The sequence below is a fragment of the Ruegeria sp. E1 genome, assembly GCF_056534225.1.
Map to the genome: position 1 here is coordinate 88,457 of NZ_JBQFPE010000016.1, position 14,818 is coordinate 103,274.

Here is a 14,818-nt window from a genome sequence, read left to right on the forward strand (position 1 = left end):
GTTTGACAGTGAGACCATCAGACGAACCCTCCGGGCCGTGTCGCGCCGGAGACCGGAAGAGGTGCGCCCCGCGCGCAGATCATTGGGGAGAGAGACCGTGAACAAGATCTTCGAAGTTCCACTTTATGCTTATCAGGCCAGCCCGGACCAAACCGCTGCGACCCCTGTGCGCCACAAGGTGATCGTCATCGGGGCTGGCCCCGTGGGTCTGGCCGCCGCCATCGATCTGGCCCAGCAAGGGGTCGAAGTTCTGGTGCTGGACGACAATGACAAGGTCAGTTTCGGCAGCCGCGCCATCTGCTTTGCCAAACGCCCGCTGGAAATCCTCGACCGTCTTGGCTGTGGCCAGCCGATGGTCGACAAGGGTGTCCTGTGGAACAAGGGCAAGGTCTTTTTCGACGACCGCAAGGTCTATGAGTTTGACCTGCAGCCCGACAGCGGCGATCAGCGTCCGGCTTTCATCAACCTGCAGCAATACTATTTCGAAGAATATCTGGTCGAGCGCGTGCGCGAATTGCAGGCCGAAGGGGCGCCCATCGAAATCCGCGGTCGTAACAAGGTCGAAGCGGTCGGCACCCATCCCGATCATGTCCGGCTTGAGGTGGAAACGCCCGAAGGATCCTATACGGTCGAGGCCGATTGGGTCATCGCCTGCGATGGTGCCAACTCTCCGATGCGCACCATGTTGGGCAAGGATTTCGTGGGCCGCGTGTTCGAAGACAACTTTCTGATCGCCGATGTGATCATGGACGCTGATTTCCCCTCGGAACGCTGGTTCTGGTTCGATCCGCCCTTCAACAAGGGCCAGTCCGCACTGCTGCACAAACAGCCCGACGGCGTCTGGCGCATCGATCTGCAACTGGGCTGGGATATTGACAAGGAACGCGAAAAGCGCCCGGAAAACGTGATCCCCCGCCTCAAGGCGATGCTGGGTGAGGACGTGCAGTTCGAGCTTGAATGGGTCAGCATCTATACCTTCCAGTGCCGCCGGATGGAGCAGTTCCGCCATGGCCGTGTGATCTTTGCAGGCGACAGCGCCCATCAGGTCAGCCCCTTTGGCGCGCGTGGGGCCAATTCGGGGGTGCAGGACACCGACAACCTGTGCTGGAAACTGAAACTGGTGATCGACGGCAAAGCGCCTGAATCGCTGCTGGACAGCTACGATATCGAACGTATCCACGGCGCGGATGAGAACATTCTGAACTCGACCCGCTCGACCGATTTCATCACACCGAAATCGCAGATGTCGCGCACTTTTCGCGACGCGGTGCTGGACCTGAGCGAGCATTACGATTTCGCCCGCCCGCTGGTGAACTCGGGCCGGTTGAGCGTGCCCTGCACCTATGACGGCTCGCCGCTGAACTCGGCGGACGGGCTGAATGGCCCGGACGGCACGCGGCCCGGATCTCCCTGCCCGGATGCACCGTTGGGGGATGAATTCCTGCTGCCCAAACTGGCCGGACAGTTCACGCTGCTAAGCATCGACGCGGATGCGCCCGATGAGCTTGAGGTCGACGGCATCACCGTCAAACGCCTTGCCCTGTCGGTCAAGGACGACCCGACCCTGACGCTGAAACGCCGTTATCTGGGCGATGCGACCAGTGCCGTCTATCTGATCCGGCCCGATCAGCACGTCGCGGCGCGCCGTGACTCATTCGAAGAAAACACATTCCGGCATGCCGTTCGCCGGGCCACAGGGAAGGAGTAACCCCCAATGGCCGATCTGATCCTGTCACCAAATTTCGACCACGCCGATGATTTCTATGCCGATCTTCTGGCTGCGCATGAGGGGCTTGAGCAAGCCGACAGCGACGCACTGAACGCACGGCTGGTTCTGATACTGGCCAACCATATTGGCGACAACGCCACACTCAGACAGGCGCTTGACGCAGCCGCGCTGAAGCAAGGATAGACCCATGAAAATCGAACAGATCCACCACGTCGCCTATCGCTGCAAAGACGCGAAAGAGACCGTCGAATGGTACGGCAAGATGCTGAACATGGATTTCATTCTGGCGATTGCCGAGGACCATGTGCCCTCGACCCATGAGCCCGATCCCTATATGCACCTGTTTCTGGATGCCGGGAACGGCAACGTGCTGGCGTTTTTCGAACTGCCCACCAAGCCGGAAATGGGTCGCGACCCGAATACGCCGATCTGGGTTCAGCATATCGCCTTCAAGGTCAAGGATCGCGACGCGTTGATCGCCTTCAAGGATCACCTCGAATCCAACGGGGTCGAGGTTCTGGGTGTGACCGATCATTCGATCTTTCATTCGATCTATTTCTTCGATCCCAACGGGCACCGTGTCGAACTGGCTTGCCCGGACCCGGAAGAAGAGGCCATGCTGGCCCGGCTGGATTCGGTCAAATGGGACATGCTTGAGGAATGGTCGCGCACCAAGAAGGCACCTCAGCACGCCGACTGGCTGCACGCCAAGGAACTGAGCAAGGGCTGAGCGCTGAATGTCTGATGTGGTTCTTTATGACTACTGGCGGTCCTCGGCCAGCTATCGGCTTCGGATCGCGCTGAATCTGGCGGGTATTCCCTATCGCCCGGTGGTGGTCGATCTGGTGAGCGGGGCCCACCGTGCGCCGGAACACCTGGCGCGCAATCCGCAAGGGCTGGTGCCGGTGCTTGAGATCGACGGGCTGCGCCTGACACAGTCGCTGGCGATCCTCGATTATCTGGATGAGACCCGGCAGCTGGGCCTGCTGCCGCAGGACCCGGCCCGCCGGGCGGCGGCGCGGGCGCTGGCGCATAGCATTGCCGTGGACATTCACCCGGTCTGCAACCTGTCGGTGGCGCGCCATGCTACTGCGCTGAGCGACGGGGCTGACGATATGCCCGGCGACTGGATGCGGCATTTCATCCGCCCCGGTCTAATGGCCTTTGAGGCGTTGCTGGACGGGTTCGACCAGACACCGTTCTGCACCGGCGACGCGCCCGGTCTGGCCGATATCTGCCTGATCCCGCAGCTTTACAATGCCCGCCGATGGGATGTCGATCTGTCCGACTTGCCGCGCCTGCTGGCGGTTGAGGCCGTCTGCGCGGACCATCCGGGTTTTGCCGCAGCGCACCCGGACCTGCACGCCCCGAACTAAGTCCCTGCACAGGGTCTGTGTTCAGACGCGGATAGGCAAATCCCATCAGCGGGCATAGGTTGGCGGTATCCCACCTACGGAGGCCAACATGCCGGAAATCAAAGGCTATCATGCCCATGTCTATTTCGATGCCGAGACGCAGGAAACGGCCCAACACCTCTGCGAAGAGGCGGCCCGCCTGTTTGCGGTGGAAATGGGCCGGATGCACGCTCGCAATGTCGGCCCGCATCCGCGGTGGAGTTGCCAGCTGGCTTTTGCCCCGGATGCCTTTGACAAAGTAATTCCCTGGCTGATGCTGAACCGGCAGGGACTGACCATCTTTACCCATCCCGATACCGGCGATCATCTGGCCGATCACCGAGACCGTGCGCTTTGGATGGGCGAGATGCTGGACCTTGATTTGTCGATCTTCGGTTGAAACCCATTGGGGGCTCTGCCCCCGTCGCAGCAGGCTGCGACTCCCCCGAGGTATTTTTGAACAGAAGAAGCGGGGGAGAACGCTTTAGGTCAGGCTGCGGGCCTGATCACGGAGTTTGAATTTCTGGATTTTACCGGTCGAGGTTTTGGGCAGTGGTCCGAACACAACCGTTTTAGGCGCTTTGAAATGAGCCATGTTATCGCGGCAAAAGGTGATGATCTCGACCTCGGTCACGGTGCTGTCCGGTTTCAGTTCAACAAAGGCACAGGGTGTTTCGCCCCATTTCTCGTCGGGGCGGGCGACCACGGCGGCCTCCATCACGGCGGGGTGTTTGTAAAGGATATCCTCGACCTCGACGGATGAGATATTTTCGCCCCCTGAAATGATGATGTCCTTGGACCTGTCCTTGAGCGCGATATAGCCGTCCGGGTGCATCACACCCAGATCACCCGAGGCAAACCAGCCGCCGCGAAAGGCGGCGTCGGTGGCTGAGGCGTTTTTTAGATAGCCTTTCATCACCACGTTGCCCTGCATGAAAATCTCACCCATGGTTTCGCCGTCCGCCGGGACTGGTTCCAGCGTTTCGGGGTCGGCCACCATCAGCCCGGACAGCGCGCTATAGCGAACGCCTTGCCGGACTTTGAGCGCGGCACGCTCTGGCGCTGCCTTGTCGTTCCATTCGTCCTTCCACGCACACACCACCGAGGGGCCGTAGGTTTCGGTCAGACCGTAGACATGCGTGACCTCGACCCCCATGCCTTCCATCTTTTCAATCACCGCGGCAGGCGGCGGGGCACCGGCGGTCATGGCCTTGATCTGGTGGTCGAAATCCTTGAGATCATCCGGCGCGTTGGCCAGCATGTTCAGAACTATCGGCGCACCGCAGAAATGGGTCACTTTTTCGTCCCGGAACGCGGCATAAATTGGCTCGGCCCGGACCGCGCGCAGGCAGACCGACACACCGGCGTTGGCTGCCATGGCCCAAGGGAAACACCAGCCATTGCAGTGAAACATCGGCAGCGTCCACAGATAAACCGCGTGTTTCGGCATGTCCCAGTCCAACAAGTCTGACTGGGCGTTCAGCGCCGCCCCCCGGTGATGATAGACAACCCCCTTGGGGTTTCCGGTTGTGCCCGAGGTATAGTTCAGGGTGATCGCGTCCCATTCATCCGCAGGCAGCGACCATGCGTATTCGGGGTCGCCCTCGGCCAGCAGCGCGTCATAGGTCAGCGTGCCCAGCTTTTCGCCCCCGTCAAAGCTGGGATCTTCGATATCGATGACCAAAATGTCGTGATCCACCTGCTGCAGCGCCTCTTTCACCACGCCGGAAAATTCAGGATCAACCAGCAGCACCTTTGCCTCGGCATGGTTAAGAATGAACGCGACGATCGGCGCGTCCAGCCGGGTGTTGATCGCGTTCAGAACCGCCCCCGCCATGGGTACGCCAAAATGCGCCTCATACAGTTCGGGGATGTTGGCGGCGATGATCGACACCGTATCCCCCACGCCCACACCCCGCGCGGTCAAGGCGCTGGCCAGACGGCGACAGCGGGCATAGGTCTGGCCCCAGTTATACCGGCGGTCGCCGTAAACCACCGAAGGGTAATCGGGATAGACCTGCGCGGTGCGGTCAATAAAGCTGAGCGGTGACAGCGGCGTGTAATTCGCGGGGCATTTGTCCAAATGGCGCGCGTAGATATTCGAAGCTGTCATTGGTCATCCTCCCGATATTTGATTGCGCGACTTGATCACAAACCCGGGCGCGTGACAAACCCGTAGAAATACAGCATGGCTGGTTTTGGCGCTAAGCGATCATGCGATCTGGCCCTATTGTCAAAGGGCCATTCGCGGTGATCTGGGCTATCGCACATTCATGCTATTGTGGGATTGTTCCCGCATCCAGCACATCGCATCTGACTGAAAGGACATGTCATGGACGGCACGTTCAACGAAAACGATCTTTCGCGTGTGGTCGAGGCCGACCGCGCCCATATCTGGCATCACCTGATCCAACACAAACCGTTTGAAACCAATGACCCGCGCATAATTGTCGAAGGCAAAGGCATGCGCGTCTGGGATCAGAAGGGCAAGGAACATCTGGACGCCGTATCGGGTGGGGTCTGGACGGTGAACGTTGGCTATGGCCGCGAATCGATCTGTAAGGCGGTCTATGACCAGTTGATGAAACTTTGCTATTTCGCCCAGTCTGCGGGCTCGATCCCCGGTTCGATCTTTGCCGAAAAGCTGATCAGCAAGATGCCGGGGATGAGCCGGGTTTATTACATGAACTCGGGCTCTGAGGCGAATGAGAAGGCGTTCAAGATGGTTCGCCAGATCGCGCACAAGAAATACGGCGGCAGAAAGACCAAGATCCTGTATCGCGACCGCGACTATCACGGCTCGACTTTGGCGGCGATGTCGGCGGGCGGTCAGGACGAGCGCAACGCACAATACGGCCCCTTTGCGCCGGATTTCATCCGCGTGCCGCATTGCATGGAGTACCGCAAGCACGAGTTGGACGGAGCGCCAGACGAGAACTTTGGCGAATGGGCCGCCGATCAGATCGAAGAGGTCATCCTGCGTGAAGGCCCCGATACCGTAGGAGCCCTCTGCCTTGAGCCGGTAACTGCAGGCGGCGGCGTGATCGAAGCGCCCGAAGGCTATTGGCAGCGCGTGCAAGAAATTTGCAAGAAATATGACATCCTGCTGCATATTGACGAGGTTGTCTGCGGTGTGGGCCGTACCGGCACCTGGTTCGGCTATCAGCAATATGGTGTAAAGCCCGATTTCGTGACTATGGCCAAGGGTGTTGCCTCGGGCTATGCGGCGATTGCCTGCATGGTCACGACCGAAGAAATCTTTGACATGTTCAAGGACAATGCCGACGACCCGATGAACTATTTCCGCGATATCTCGACCTTTGGTGGCTGCACCGCCGGACCGGCAGCGGCGATAGAAAACATGCGGATCATCGAGGATGAAAATCTGCTGCAGAACTGCACTGACATGGGCGACCGCATGATGGGCAACCTGCAGGCGCTGATGGAAAAGCACAAAGTCATCGGCGACGTGCGCGGCAAAGGGTTGTTCCTTGGGGCTGAACTGGTCGCGGACCGTTCGACCCGTGAGCCAGTGAACGAGAAACTGGCGCAGGCGGTGGTGGCCGACTGCATGGCGCAGGGGGTGATCATCGGTGTGACCAACCGGTCGGTTCCGGGCAAGAACAACACGCTGTGCTTCTCACCTGCGTTGATTGCGACCGCCGACGATATCGATCAGATCACCGACGCGGTCGACGGCGCACTGGGGCGTGTGTTCGGCTAAGCGGGCTTAGGTCTAGAAACAAAAAACCCCGGGCGCTGCCCGGGGTTTTCTTTTTTTGTTCTGGATCAGCTGCGGCCTTTCCAGGGCACCAGAATATTCTCGGCCTTGCGCATCAGGATATCGATGCCATAGCCAATGATTCCGATCAGCACGATGCCCATGATGACGATATCCGTCAGCTGGAACTTGGATGCCGCGATGATCATCATCCCGGCCCCCTTCTGCGCCGCGACCAGTTCGGCCGCAACAACCGTGCCCCAGCAAACGCCCATCGCCACGCGCGCACCCGTGAAAATCTCGGGCAGCGAGTTCGGGACGATCACATGCCGCATGATCTGCCATTTCGACGCCCCCAGCGAATAGGCCGCGTGAATCTTCGAGATATTCACACCGGACACACCCGCCCGCGCCGCAATGGTCATGATCCAGAGCGCGGCAAGGAACAGCAGAACGATCTTGCCGGTCTCCCAGATGCCGAACCAGATGATAACCAGCGGGATTAGCGCCAGCGGCGGCACTGGTCGCATGAATTCGACAATCGGGTCGAACCAGCCACGGAACCAGCCAGACAGGCCCATGGCATAGCCAAGCGGGATGCCCACAATCGCACCGGCAATAAACCCTGCGACAACGCGCAGCAGCGACCAGCCCAGATGCTGCCAGAGCGAGAAGTTCTGGTAGCCTTCGCTGGCGATTTCAAAGAACCGCGCCACAACTGTTTCGGGCGCAGGCAACCAGATGGGGTTCATCTGCAGACCCTGCGCAGGGGTAAAGCTGATCGCACCCTTGCCGGTCAGAGACACCGTGCCGTTGCCGACATCAACCGTACCATCCGGCCCGATCCGAGTGCCGTTGATTGCTACGATCTTGGCCCCGTCACTGCGTTTAACCTCATCATTCTTGTCGAACAGGATGGTTGATGACCGACCGCTGGGCGCGGCAAAGGCGACGTCCTTGGCAAAGCCATCACCGCCATCGACCTCGAAGTCTTCGGCATCTTCACCAAAAGGTGGAACGCGCACGTATACGGTTGCGTCGTCCGTTGCGCCATCCGCACTTTCGACCGTGTAGGTGAACTGCATGTCCCCGACAAAAGGTCCCGGAACATGGATAGGCAGAAGTTTCGAGCCGGTAAACGCGGCCCAGATCACAAAGATCACCAGAACCGAGATTATCGACGCCGCCCGGTCCGAGCGCACCGCGCTTTCGTCGCCGAAGGTCACGGTTTTCAGGCTGGTAAAGTCCTGACGGCTTTGCAGGCCCTTGCGCAGTAGGTGTACGATCAGAAAGGCGCCGCCAAACAGACCGACATAGAATAGAAGTACAATCATGATGCTTGCTCCGTCCGGCCCATGATTTCTTCTTCCATCTCCCAAATCATCGACAGGATTTCGTCTCGGGTTTCGGCAAAGCCTTCGGATTTCTTCACGTCACGAAGATCCGCGTTTACGCCGCGCTCGGCAAAGGGCAGGTTATATTCCTTGTGAATGCGCCCGGGGCGCGGGGCCATGACGATCAGACGCTCACCCAGCAGCAACGCCTCTTCGACCGAGTGAGTTATGAGGATGATGGTCTTGCCGGTTTCCTTCCAAAGTTTCAGAACCAGACCCTGCATCTTTTCGCGGGTCAGCGCATCCAGAGCACCCAGCGGTTCGTCCATCAGGATCACGTCGGGCTCGTTGGCCAGACACCGCGCCAACGCTACACGCTGCTGCATCCCGCCTGACAATTCGTAAACCGCCTTTTCCTTGAAGTCCTGCAATCCCACGACTTCAAGCAGGTGGTCCGAGATCTTGTCCCGCTCCGCCTTGGGCATTCCCTTCATGCGCGGTCCGAATTCCACGTTCTCACGCACGTTCATCCATTCGAAAAGCGCGCCTTTCTGAAACACCATCCCGCGTTCCGCGTCCGGCCCTTCGACGACATGACCATTCAGCTCGACGCGCCCGGATGTCGGTGCGAGAAACCCCGCGACGATGTTCAGCAATGTGGTCTTGCCGCATCCTGACGGGCCCAGAACCGAAACAAGCTCACCTTCCTTGAGGCTGAGCGTTACGTCCTGAAGTGCCTGCACCGACGTGCCATTGGGCAAATCAAAACGCATGGACAGATCGATAATGTCCAACTCGGGCATTCCGTTTCCTTCCTGCTTTTGCATCTGGGGACCAGCCCGAATGTCAGGCCAGTCCCCAAAAAGATTGCGTCGGACCTTTAGTTCGAAGCCGCGGACAGGGGCGCGGAATTCACTGCACCGTCATAGGTATCCAGGGCCGAGTCGATGCTGCCAGCGCCGACAAAGACGTTCGCCACACCTTTCATGAACTCCTGCGCGCCGCCGCCCAGCCATTTGTCGGATAGCTGATCTTCGGCGCTGGGGAAGGTGAAGGTCGCGATGGTCGCTTCGGCGTCAGCGGCGTCCATACCGGCATCCTTGGCGATCACGGCCAGCATTTCGTCCTTGTTGTCGCCCGCATTCCACTGCGCGTTGGCATCTGCCGTCACTTTCAGGAATTTCGCCAGCAGTTCGGGTTCTTCCTCGATAAACGCGGTCGGGGCACTGGTGACGTCAAAGACCAGAATGCCCAGTTCTTCCTTCTCGGCTCCGGTCAGCAGGATGTTGCCGTGTTCCAGCATCCGGCGCAGTGCACCGCCCCAGCCGCAGACCATGTCCAGATTGCCCTGCGCAAACGCCGCCGCGCCGTCTGCCGGTGCCATATCAACGATTTCAAGCGAGTTTACGTCGACCCCGAAATGCTCCATCTGGGACAGGAAACCGTAATGCGCGGCGGTGCCGATCGGAACGCCGACCTTCTTGCCGTTCAACTCACCCGCATTGGTTTTGTCGATCTCAAGCGCCTCGGCCACAACGCAGTTGTCGTTTTCCGAATAGCTGACCGCGACGTCCACCGCCTGCAGGTCCTGACCCGCCGACGTGGCCACCACGAAGGGCGGAACACCTTGGCTAACGGCGATCTGCACGTCACCCGAAGCCATCGCCGCCGACATCGCGGTACCGGTATCGAAGGACACCCAGTTGATCTTGACGCCCATTTCGTCTTCGTAGGTACCGTTCGCCTTGGCGTATTGGAACGGCATCGGCCATTCGAGGAAATACGCCACGGTGATTTCGTCAGCCGCTGTTGCCATCGAAGCGGTTACGGCTGCAATCCCGGCGAAGACCGTTGTGAGCAGATGTTTTTTCGACATTTTGACTAATTCTCCCTATCAGTCTGCAGCGCTCGTGGTTTTTGCTTTTCGAGCGCGTGCAAGGTGAGGAAATCATAAGCCCCAGCTTATGAAAGAGTGAATTAAAATCTTTGTTGCGCTAAAAGCGAAACTCTGTTTCGCTTTTATTGAATCCATACGCGTATGAGGGTGCCGTTGTGACCAGAAAAACGCTTAGTCTCAAATGGCTGGAGGTGTTTCAGCTGATCTCTAAACTTGGCTCGGTTCAGAGGGTTTCCGCGGAATCCGGGCTGTCGATCAGCACGGTATCGAACCACCTGCGTAATCTGGAAAAGGCACTGGGCGTGGAATTGGTGGACCACAGCCGTCGCCCGATGGGGCTGACACCCGCAGGCGTTGTTTATGCCCGCCATGTCTTTGAGGGCATGACCGCCCTGAAACGGGGCGAGGCCGAGATCCGCTCGGGCAGTTGGCAACACGCGACCGATCTGAGGCTGGCGCTGATTGACGATTTCGACAATCAGATCGCGCCCGAGATGTTCAGCTTTCTGTCAGCCGCCCTGCCCCGGTGCAATTTCCGCCACTTCGCCCGCCCCAGCCACGAGATCATCGAAAAGCTGCAGGCGCAAAAACTGGACGCTGGCATCGCCACCCGGCCTGCCCAGAATGTCGAGGGGCTGATTGAATACCCGCTGATGCGCGACCCGTTCATCGTTGTCCTGCCACCGGATTACGACGGCGATATCCAGGACCTGATCCGCGCAAAGCCAGCACTTCCGTTCCTGCGCTATTCCCGGGATCACACGATCGGCAAGCTTATCGAAATGCAGCTGAACCGCAGCAAGATCAATCTGCCGAACAAGTTCGAACTGGAATGCAACCAGTCCATCATCGGGTTGGTCGCGGATTCCAGCGGCTGGACGATCACCACGGCGGCAAGCTATTTCCGCGCCATCCGCTATCACGAGTTCACCAAAGTCCTGCCGTTCCCCGGCAAAAGCTTTGTACGCACCGTATCCCTGTTCACCAGCAACGTGTACCCGACCACAACGTCAAAACTGATCCACAACACGATGCAGAATCTGATGGATATGCACTTTGTAAATCCGATGACATCCCGGTTCGAATGGCTCAGAGATGAATTCCGAACAATTTCCTATCCTCAGATGTGAAATGGACTGCAAAGTGCTTTCCTGACAAAGACAGAATATCGGGATCGGAACAAAACCTCTTGAGTTATCAGGGATCAGCCGGTGCATAGCTTCCGTCTTTGCGATGCACTTCGCGCCCGGTAAGAGGTGGGTTGAAAACGCAGACAAGCCGCAGATCAGCGTCTGTGGCCTGCACCAGATGCCGGTCATGCTGATCCAAGGCATAAAGGGTAAATGGCTCGATGGGATGCCATGTTTCATTGTCAAACGCCCTGATCCGGCCGCTACCCTCAATGCAATAACACGCCTCTAAATGGTGGGTATATTCAAGTTCAAGCAATGCACCCTTTTTGATGATCGTATCGGTCAGCGAAAACCCCATTCCATCAGAGGCAAGCAGCAACCTTCTGCTATTCCAACCCGGACCGGACACATCCCTGTCTGTGTCAAGGATATCTTTGAGTGGTGTGATAATCATACGTCCCCGCCTTGTTCCTATCGTACTGCGCGGTTCATTCCGCCATCGGACAATATACTTTGGCCGTTAATATAGCGGGCTCCTTCGCTGGCGAGAAATACGCAGGCCTGCCCAATTTCCTCAAATGTTGCGGGTCGCTGAGCAGGGATTTCCCGACGGGCCCGCTCAGACAGGTTCACATTCTCGCAGAACCCAGGCAGCAGGTTGTTCATGCGAATATTGTGCCGGGCGTAGCGATCCCCGTACAGCTTTGCGAAACTGTGCAGAGCACCGCGCAACATGCTCATGGGATAGGGCGCGCGCGGCTCGATTGTGTTCATGGATGAGATATTTACAAATGCGCCACCGCCTTGTTCGATCAGAATGGGTGTGACGATCCGGGCGATCTTGACGACGTTCAGCACATACATGTCCAGACTTTCATGCCACAATTCATCGCTGAGTTCCAAAAGCGGCCCGTCAAAGTCAACATCGAAGCCAACCGTCTTGATGGCTTCTGGCACTGTTCCACCGTGACCCATATTGCTGACGATTGCATCAATCCGCCCGTATTTTCTCATGGTGTCATCGATCATCGCCTGCAGATCATCGACATCCAGCACCGAGCCGCAACGGCCGATACCGCCAAGCTCCTCGGCCAGTTCAACCGAGCGATTGGACGGAGACATCAGCGAGACCGTGTAGCCAGCTTTCGCCATTTCAATGGCACATCCTCGGCCTATGCCTTGTCCCGTGCCTGTCATCAGCGCAACTTTAACCTCGGACATCAAACTTCCTTTCCTCGGGGCCTCGTGTGAGATTTATTGGGTTCAGCCCAGCATAAAGCGCTTAAATTAAAGGTTTCTATCGAGATTATGGCACATTGCTGTTAGTTTTCCTCACATGACTGAAAACCTGAGACACCTTCGCGCCCTTCAGGCCTTTGACGAAGCCGCAACCCAATCCAGCCTGACCAAGGCGGCGGATGTTCTGAACGTCACACACGGGGCAATCAGCCGACAAATAAAACTGCTGGAACTGCATCTTGGCGTGACGCTTTTTCATCGCCGCCCCAACGGGGTTGAACTGACCAAAGCGGGGGAACGGCTGCATCAATCAACGCGGGGGGCGTTTTCTGCGTTGCAGCTGGGTGTCATAGAGGTGAAACGAGCATCATCGCCAGTCAATTACGGTATCGTTGTCCACATCGCTGGCGCTCAAATGGCTTGTGCCGCGGCTAAGTTCGTTTCAGCAGGAACATCCCGGTATCTCATTGCTGCTGGACACAAATGATCACTTTGCGGATTTTGACCGATCCGAGGTCGACGTGGCGCTGCGATTTGGAGAACCCGGTTGGGACGGGCTTTATCATGAGCAAATAAGACAAGAGGAACTGATTGTCGTGGCGGCACCCTCGCTCGTTGAAAATTTGCGGTTGCCGATGAATGCCGGGGATGTGGTCGATCTCCCGCTATTGCACGATGCCTTCAACGTCGGATGGGAAAGCTGGGCGGCACAAGCCGGGCTGAACCCTGACCGGATCAATTCGCAGAGTATCCAATACGTGGACAGCGCGGTTCTGTTGGAGGCCGCGATTGACGGGCAAGGCGTGGCATTGGCCAGACATCTGTTGGCGGAAAGAGATTTAAAGCTTGGGCGGCTAATCCGCCTGGATGATAGCCACGTCCCGCTGGATCGCGGGCTTTATTTCGTTTGCCGTCCCGGCGATCAGGAGCGTGTCACGGTAAGAATTTTCAAGAAATGGCTCTTGTCGATTTGAGGTTTGGCATGTAATCGAAGCCTCGCCAGAGCCGTTATCAGCGGCTTGTTGCAAAAACCGATGTTGGCAAGATGCGCGATCTGCTCTGACGTCAAGCGCGTGCCCGTGCCGGTTCATAAAGGCCGCGTGCGGCAACCTCGCCTGACCGGACATATTAGTTGTTTGGGCGTTATTTCCTCTAAGACGACCTCAAGTCTGTGCGAGCTGCATAGCAGAGCATGGCGTGAAATATCCCGGCGTAAGCCGTAGGTGGGGCGTTGCCCGACACAGGTGACGTTGCCCGCGCGCCGCTTGCGCGAGACAAATAAGCTGCGCGTCAGGTCCTTTCGCGCAACCTATGCGTCGAAATTCCAGATGTCGCGTTGAACTTTCCAGCCATTGTCACCCTTTCGGAAGTAGAGAATGTACTTGCCCGATAGTTCCTGCTCTCCCATCAAGCCCTTGAGTGTTCCCATGGTAACGGCGAAGTCTCCGCTGATATGCACCTGGGTCAAATTGGCCACGACGTTGCTCAGGCCGCCATCAATCGCTGCCTGCCAATATTCACGGATGGCTGCATGACCCGACATCATTGGCGCCCCCGGAGGCATGAGCGCACCATCTTCCGCGTAGGGGGCTGTTGCCATGGCTGCATCCTTCGCGTTGACCCCTTCGATGATTGCAGCGTCAAGCGCCTTAACGGTATCGATATCAGACATGTTTCCCTCCCGAGTTTTAGTGTTGATACCCTCAGACTATCACAAGACCCGACTCGTTGCGCCGCTGTCATCGACTGTTCGAGACCTGGCCACACGTGGCGACCGGCATCCGGTCGTCGTCGAGGGTTTGGCCTGATGGGAAGCGACCCTGCCAATGCCTTCGCCGCTGCCACGGTACAACATTGTCGGTATGGGCAACACGTCGAAATCACTGACGGACATTGCAGGTCTGAGCGTCAGGGGCACCCGCGGCACCGGCAAACAATGGAAACGGTCAGCGCAGTTTCAACTTTGGCGCCCACTCCGGAGCCGCGACGGTTCGCTCAATATCAGCATCCCCTTATGGCCCACCAAACTGTTGGCACCGGTCGCCCTAAGCGTGCTCTGCCTGCGGCTTGCCTTGCAGTTTTGGGCCTATCCGGACAAATATGAAGCAGTTAGACGCAAACCCAGCACACACATCCACGTAGAGTTATCGGTTTCTGTAATGTTGAAATTGGTCAGAGTTTGTACTTTCGTTTCATTGGCTTGTGCATGGGTGAGTTGACAGATCCGTTCCTTGTTTTTCTCACTTTTCAAGTTGAGGATTGAAGAGCTCGTGGCCCCTGTGGGACCTAGGCCCTGAAATCGACGAGGCTCGGACAAGCGATTGAACTGGCGGCTCAATTGTGGTGATGCGGGCTGTACTGAGATTTTCTG

General features: G+C 57.8%; 17 protein-coding genes. 9 read left to right on the forward strand and 8 right to left on the reverse strand.

What is annotated here, in order from left to right:
• Nucleotides 1–97 precede the first annotated feature (97 nt).
• From ACR0FG_RS18385 to ACR0FG_RS18405, 5 genes are all read left to right on the forward strand, one after another.
• Nucleotides 98–1,708: an FAD-dependent oxidoreductase gene (locus tag ACR0FG_RS18385; RefSeq protein WP_480894567.1), complete on the forward strand. Its 1,611-nt coding sequence runs from the start codon at nucleotides 98–100 to the stop codon at nucleotides 1,706–1,708.
• Nucleotides 1,709–1,714: 6 nt separating this feature from the next.
• A complete protein-coding gene (locus ACR0FG_RS18390; protein WP_170715557.1) occupies nucleotides 1,715–1,912 on the forward strand; it encodes a DUF2783 domain-containing protein in 198 nt (65 codons plus the stop codon).
• A gap of 4 nt (nucleotides 1,913–1,916) precedes the next feature.
• Nucleotides 1,917–2,459 carry a VOC family protein gene (locus ACR0FG_RS18395; RefSeq protein WP_480894569.1) on the forward strand — a complete coding sequence of 181 codons (543 nt, stop codon included), beginning with the start codon at nucleotides 1,917–1,919 and terminating at the stop codon, nucleotides 2,457–2,459.
• Between the two features lie 7 nt (nucleotides 2,460–2,466).
• A complete protein-coding gene (gene maiA, locus ACR0FG_RS18400; protein WP_480894571.1) occupies nucleotides 2,467–3,105 on the forward strand; it encodes a maleylacetoacetate isomerase in 639 nt (212 codons plus the stop codon).
• 88 nt (nucleotides 3,106–3,193) lie between these two features.
• Nucleotides 3,194–3,523 (forward strand): DOPA 4,5-dioxygenase family protein, encoded by a 330-nt coding sequence (locus ACR0FG_RS18405; protein ID WP_480894573.1) that lies wholly within the window; start codon nucleotides 3,194–3,196, stop codon nucleotides 3,521–3,523.
• A gap of 84 nt (nucleotides 3,524–3,607) precedes the next feature.
• Here ACR0FG_RS18405 and ACR0FG_RS18410 read toward each other — a convergent pair whose 3' ends face one another.
• On the reverse strand, nucleotides 3,608–5,236 hold the full coding sequence (locus ACR0FG_RS18410) for an acyl-CoA synthetase (RefSeq protein ID WP_480894575.1): 1,629 nt from the start codon (nucleotides 5,234–5,236) through the stop codon (nucleotides 3,608–3,610).
• Between the two features lie 219 nt (nucleotides 5,237–5,455).
• Between ACR0FG_RS18410 and ACR0FG_RS18415 the strand changes: the two genes are divergently transcribed.
• Entirely contained in the window at nucleotides 5,456–6,847 is a 1,392-nt protein-coding gene (locus ACR0FG_RS18415; protein WP_480894577.1) for an aminotransferase family protein, read from the forward strand.
• Nucleotides 6,848–6,912: 65 nt separating this feature from the next.
• On the opposite strand, the gene ACR0FG_RS18420 is transcribed toward ACR0FG_RS18415, so the two are convergent.
• The 3 genes from ACR0FG_RS18420 to ACR0FG_RS18430 form a co-directional block, all read right to left on the reverse strand.
• A complete protein-coding gene (locus ACR0FG_RS18420) occupies nucleotides 6,913–8,178 on the reverse strand; it encodes an ABC transporter permease subunit (protein WP_480894579.1) in 1,266 nt (421 codons plus the stop codon).
• Nucleotides 8,175–8,981 (reverse strand): ABC transporter ATP-binding protein, encoded by an 807-nt coding sequence (locus ACR0FG_RS18425; protein ID WP_170715758.1) that lies wholly within the window; start codon nucleotides 8,979–8,981, stop codon nucleotides 8,175–8,177. Before ACR0FG_RS18425 ends, ACR0FG_RS18420 begins: the two co-directional genes overlap by 4 nt.
• Nucleotides 8,982–9,058: 77 nt before the next feature.
• Nucleotides 9,059–10,054, reverse strand: coding sequence for a taurine ABC transporter substrate-binding protein (locus tag ACR0FG_RS18430; RefSeq protein WP_480894581.1), 996 nt, complete (start codon nucleotides 10,052–10,054; stop codon nucleotides 9,059–9,061).
• Nucleotides 10,055–10,230: 176 nt separating this feature from the next.
• Here ACR0FG_RS18430 and ACR0FG_RS18435 point away from each other — a divergent pair, with 176 nt between their 5' ends.
• The gene (locus ACR0FG_RS18435) at nucleotides 10,231–11,205 is read left to right on the forward strand and encodes a LysR family transcriptional regulator (RefSeq protein WP_170715538.1); all 975 of its coding nucleotides are present in this window, start codon (nucleotides 10,231–10,233) and stop codon (nucleotides 11,203–11,205) included.
• 67 nt (nucleotides 11,206–11,272) lie between these two features.
• Here ACR0FG_RS18435 and ACR0FG_RS18440 read toward each other — a convergent pair whose 3' ends face one another.
• The gene (locus tag ACR0FG_RS18440) at nucleotides 11,273–11,662 is read right to left on the reverse strand and encodes an ectoine synthase (protein WP_480894583.1); all 390 of its coding nucleotides are present in this window, start codon (nucleotides 11,660–11,662) and stop codon (nucleotides 11,273–11,275) included.
• Between the two features lie 17 nt (nucleotides 11,663–11,679).
• Nucleotides 11,680–12,429, reverse strand: coding sequence for an SDR family oxidoreductase (locus ACR0FG_RS18445; RefSeq protein WP_480894585.1), 750 nt, complete (start codon nucleotides 12,427–12,429; stop codon nucleotides 11,680–11,682).
• 115 nt (nucleotides 12,430–12,544) lie between these two features.
• Here ACR0FG_RS18445 and ACR0FG_RS18450 point away from each other — a divergent pair, with 115 nt between their 5' ends.
• Nucleotides 12,545–12,934, forward strand: a complete 390-nt coding sequence (locus tag ACR0FG_RS18450) for a LysR family transcriptional regulator (protein WP_480894587.1) — start codon at nucleotides 12,545–12,547, stop codon at nucleotides 12,932–12,934.
• A complete protein-coding gene (locus ACR0FG_RS18455; protein ID WP_480894589.1) occupies nucleotides 12,840–13,421 on the forward strand; it encodes a LysR substrate-binding domain-containing protein in 582 nt (193 codons plus the stop codon). The genes ACR0FG_RS18450 and ACR0FG_RS18455 overlap by 95 nt, the downstream gene beginning before the upstream one ends.
• Nucleotides 13,422–13,756: 335 nt before the next feature.
• On the opposite strand, the gene ACR0FG_RS18460 is transcribed toward ACR0FG_RS18455, so the two are convergent.
• Together ACR0FG_RS18460 and ACR0FG_RS18465 are read right to left on the reverse strand one after the other, a co-directional pair.
• Nucleotides 13,757–14,119, reverse strand: a complete 363-nt coding sequence (locus ACR0FG_RS18460) for a YybH family protein (RefSeq protein WP_480894591.1) — start codon at nucleotides 14,117–14,119, stop codon at nucleotides 13,757–13,759.
• Between the two features lie 414 nt (nucleotides 14,120–14,533).
• The coding region (locus tag ACR0FG_RS18465; RefSeq protein WP_480894593.1) for a hypothetical protein at nucleotides 14,534–14,818 on the reverse strand (285 nt) is incomplete at its 5' end.

Excerpts from the sequence above, each read along its gene's own strand:
- ACR0FG_RS18390 (WP_170715557.1), top strand. The coding sequence starts at position 1,715 with ATGGCCGATCTGATCCTGTCACCAAATTTCGACCACGCCGATGATTTC.
- ACR0FG_RS18395 (WP_480894569.1), top strand. The coding sequence starts at position 1,917 with ATGAAAATCGAACAGATCCACCACGTCGCCTATCGCTGCAAAGACGCG.
- maiA (WP_480894571.1), top strand. The coding sequence starts at position 2,467 with ATGTCTGATGTGGTTCTTTATGACTACTGGCGGTCCTCGGCCAGCTAT.
- ACR0FG_RS18405 (WP_480894573.1), top strand. The coding sequence starts at position 3,194 with ATGCCGGAAATCAAAGGCTATCATGCCCATGTCTATTTCGATGCCGAG.
- ACR0FG_RS18410 (WP_480894575.1), bottom strand. The coding sequence starts at position 5,236 with ATGACAGCTTCGAATATCTACGCGCGCCATTTGGACAAATGCCCCGCG.
- ACR0FG_RS18415 (WP_480894577.1), top strand. The coding sequence starts at position 5,456 with ATGGACGGCACGTTCAACGAAAACGATCTTTCGCGTGTGGTCGAGGCC.
- ACR0FG_RS18420 (WP_480894579.1), bottom strand. The coding sequence starts at position 8,178 with ATGATTGTACTTCTATTCTATGTCGGTCTGTTTGGCGGCGCCTTTCTG.
- ACR0FG_RS18425 (WP_170715758.1), bottom strand. The coding sequence starts at position 8,981 with ATGCCCGAGTTGGACATTATCGATCTGTCCATGCGTTTTGATTTGCCC.
- ACR0FG_RS18430 (WP_480894581.1), bottom strand. The coding sequence starts at position 10,054 with ATGTCGAAAAAACATCTGCTCACAACGGTCTTCGCCGGGATTGCAGCC.
- ACR0FG_RS18440 (WP_480894583.1), bottom strand. The coding sequence starts at position 11,662 with ATGATTATCACACCACTCAAAGATATCCTTGACACAGACAGGGATGTG.
- ACR0FG_RS18445 (WP_480894585.1), bottom strand. The coding sequence starts at position 12,429 with ATGTCCGAGGTTAAAGTTGCGCTGATGACAGGCACGGGACAAGGCATA.
- ACR0FG_RS18450 (WP_480894587.1), top strand. The coding sequence starts at position 12,545 with ATGACTGAAAACCTGAGACACCTTCGCGCCCTTCAGGCCTTTGACGAA.
- ACR0FG_RS18460 (WP_480894591.1), bottom strand. The coding sequence starts at position 14,119 with ATGTCTGATATCGATACCGTTAAGGCGCTTGACGCTGCAATCATCGAA.